The following is a 3,238-nucleotide window of genomic DNA, read 5'->3' on the forward strand; positions in this document are numbered from 1 at the left end:
GCTCGGGCCGGTTCAGATAGCCGCGCGCCACCCCCGCCCCGCCGACGTAGAGCTCCCCGACCGCGCCAAACGGCACCAGCCCGCCATGATCATCCAGCAGATACACACGCGTGTTCGCAATCGGGCGGCCAATCGGGACAATGGCCCCATCAAACCCATCGGGGCAACTCCAGGTCGCCGCACAAACTGTTGCTTCGGTAGGTCCATAAGCATTGATAATGGATGCTGGAGCCAGACTCCGGATGAGTTCTGCCTTCGGCAGCTCTCCAGCAAGAATGAGAACTTGCGATCCCAAGCCTTCCAGCTTCTGGCTTCCCTGAAGCAAGGCTGGAGGCAGCGTCGCGTGCGTGATGGCTTCGCTTCGCAGATAATCCGATAGCTTGTTACTCGCTTGACGGAGCTCATCCGCAGGCAAATGCAATGTGGCTCCCGAACCAAACGCCATAACAAGCTCCGAGGCGCTTGCATCAAAACCGAAGGAGGCGAACTGCACCACGCGGCTGTTGCAACAAACGCCAAAAAGCCCGATCTGAGCCAAGCTGAGATTGACCAAGCCGCGATGCTCGACCATGACCCCCTTGGGGGTGCCTGTGGATCCGGAGGTGTAGATCACATAGGCGAGATGGCGTGAGGTGAGGCCGAGCGCACGCGGGTCCGGATCCGACGCTGGCAGATTTGCCCATTCCGGCGTCGCCGCCAGATCCACCACCGTCAGATCGCGTAGCGCATCCTCGCCCAGCGCCGATCGTCCCGCCGCATCGGCCAGCAGCACTCGCGGCGCCGCATCGTCGAGAACCTGCCGCAACCGCGCCGGCGGATAGGCCGGGTCCAGCGGCAGGTACGCCCCGCCCGCCTTGAGGATCGCCAGCAGCCCCACCACCATCATCGGACTGCGCTGCAGGCAGATCGCCACCGGCTGATCCGGCTTCACCCCGAGCCCGATCAGATGATGCGCCAACTGGTTGGCGTGCGCATTGAGCTCGCCATAGCTGACGCGCTGGTCCTGATAGACCACCGCCACCGCCTCCGGCGCTTTTTGCACCTGCGCCTCAAACAGCTCATGGATGCACTGCTGCTCAGGATACGTCACCGCCGTCCGGTTCAGCGCCTCCAGCAGATAGGTGCGCTCAGCGGATGACAAGAGTTCAATCCGCCCGACCGCTTGCTGCGCATCGGCAACCATCGCCCGCAGCAGCGCCAGCAGATAACCACGCTGCCGCTCGATGGTCGCGCGATCGAACAGCGCCGTGGCATAACCCAGCGTGCCAGCGATCACCTCACCCTGCTCGCCAAGGCTCAGCTCCAGATCGAACTTGACCTGATCGAAGCCGTCTGCCGCCGCCTCGACCATCAGCCCAGGAAGGTCGAACGTCCCAGCGTCGTTGTTCTGCCAGGCCAGCATCACCTGGAACAACGGCGTGTGATCAAGAGCCCGGGGCGGCTGCACGATCTCCACCACCTGCTCGAACGGCAGGTCCTGGTGCTCCTGCGCTCCCAAGGCCGTGCGCCGCGTCCGCTCCAACAGCTCCGACACGCTCGGCTCGCCCGACAGGTCCAGCCGCAGCGCCAGGGTGTTGACGAAGAAGCCGATCAGCTCTTCGATCTCGCGGCGACCGCGATTAGCGCTCGGCACGCCAATCGCAAGATCGTCCTGTCCCGACAGACACGACAGCACCGCAGCCCACCCCGCCAGCACCGTCATGAACAACGTCGTGCCTTGCTGCAGGCCCAGCCGCTTCAGCTCCCGCGTCAGCTCCGCATCAATAACGATCGGGACCGTCGCCCCCGCAAACGACTGCTGCGCCGGCCGCGGCCGGTCCGTCGGCAGCGCCAGACGGGCCGGCGCGCCAGACAGGTTGTTGCGCCAATACTGCGCCTGGGGCTGCAGCCGCGCGCCCGACAGCCACTGCCGTTGCCAGGCGGCATAGTCCGGATACTGGATTGCAAGCGGCGGCAGCGGATCGCCTTCTCCGGCCACGAATGCCCGGTACAGCTGACTGAGTTCATGCGCCAACACGCCCAGCGACCAACCATCCGAGACAATGTGATGCTGAGTCAGCAGCAAGACGTGCTCCTCATCCGAGATCCGGATCAGCCGGCCACGGATCAGCGGGCCACGCGCCAGATCGAACGGCGTGCACGCCTCTTCCCTGCACAGACCCAATAGCGCCTCGTCCGCATCTGGCCTGTCCCGCAGATCGTGCTCCACAACCGGCAGCCCCGCATCCTCCGGCAGCAGCTCCACCCAGGGCTTGCCCTCCGGCGCGACAAACACGCTGCGCAGCGCCTCATGGCGCGCCAACACACGGTCCAGGCTACGCTGCCAGGCGCTGCGGTCGAGCCCACCCTTGAGCCGCCACCCGAGCGGAATGTGATAGTTCGTGCTGCTCTGATCCAGCTGCGCCAAAAACCACAGCCGCTGCTGCGCAAACGACAGCACAAGCGGCGCGTCACGCGACACCGGCGCAATGGCTGGCAGGTCTTGCGCGCCGGAGCGGCTCAACTCATCCATGATACTCGCGGCCAGATCGGCCAGCACCGGTTTGGCAAACAGCGTGGGCAGCGGCAGTGTGAAGCCAATGGCCTGCGAGACCCGGCTCAACAGCTGCACCGCCAAGAGCGAGTGCCCGCCGAGCGCAAAGAAGTGGTCGTGGCGTCCGACCCGCTCAACACCCAGAAGCTCGGCCCAGATCTGTGCCAGCGTGGTCTCGATCTCGCCTTGCGGCGCCTCATAGGCGGCGCGCGCATACGCCTCATCGTCCGGCGCAGCCAGCGCCTGGCGGTCCAGCTTGCCGTTCACCGTCAGCGGCAGCGCCACCAGCCGCACGAACGCCGATGGCACCATGTACTCCGGCAGGTGCGCACTTATGTGCGCGCGCAAGGTGCCGGCAAGGTCGCCGCCATCCTGTCCGTTCGAAGCTGCCTCGGGCGCAGACACCACATAGCCGACAAGGTGCTTGTCGCCGCGGCCATCCTCGCGCGCCACCACCACTGCATCACCCACCGCCGGATGCTCGAGGAGCCGCGCCGCGATCTCGCCCGGCTCGATCCGGAAGCCGCGGATCTTCACCTGCTCGTCGTTGCGGCCCAAAAACTCCAGATTGCCGTCCGGCAGGTAGCGTGCCAGGTCGCCGGTCCGGTACAGCCGGTCGCCCTCGACAAAGGGACTGGCGATGAACCGCTCCGCTGTCAGCTCAGGGCGGTTCAGATAGCCGCGCGCCACCCCCGCCCCGCCAAT

At 65.8% G+C, this 3,238-nt stretch carries 1 protein-coding gene; it reads right to left on the reverse strand.

Annotated elements, in window-relative coordinates:
* On the reverse strand, positions 1-3,238 hold a 3,238-nt coding region (locus tag SO156_RS45560; RefSeq protein ID WP_498539428.1), incomplete at both ends, for a condensation domain-containing protein.

This window comes from Bradyrhizobium sp. UFLA05-125 (genome assembly GCF_059803515.1).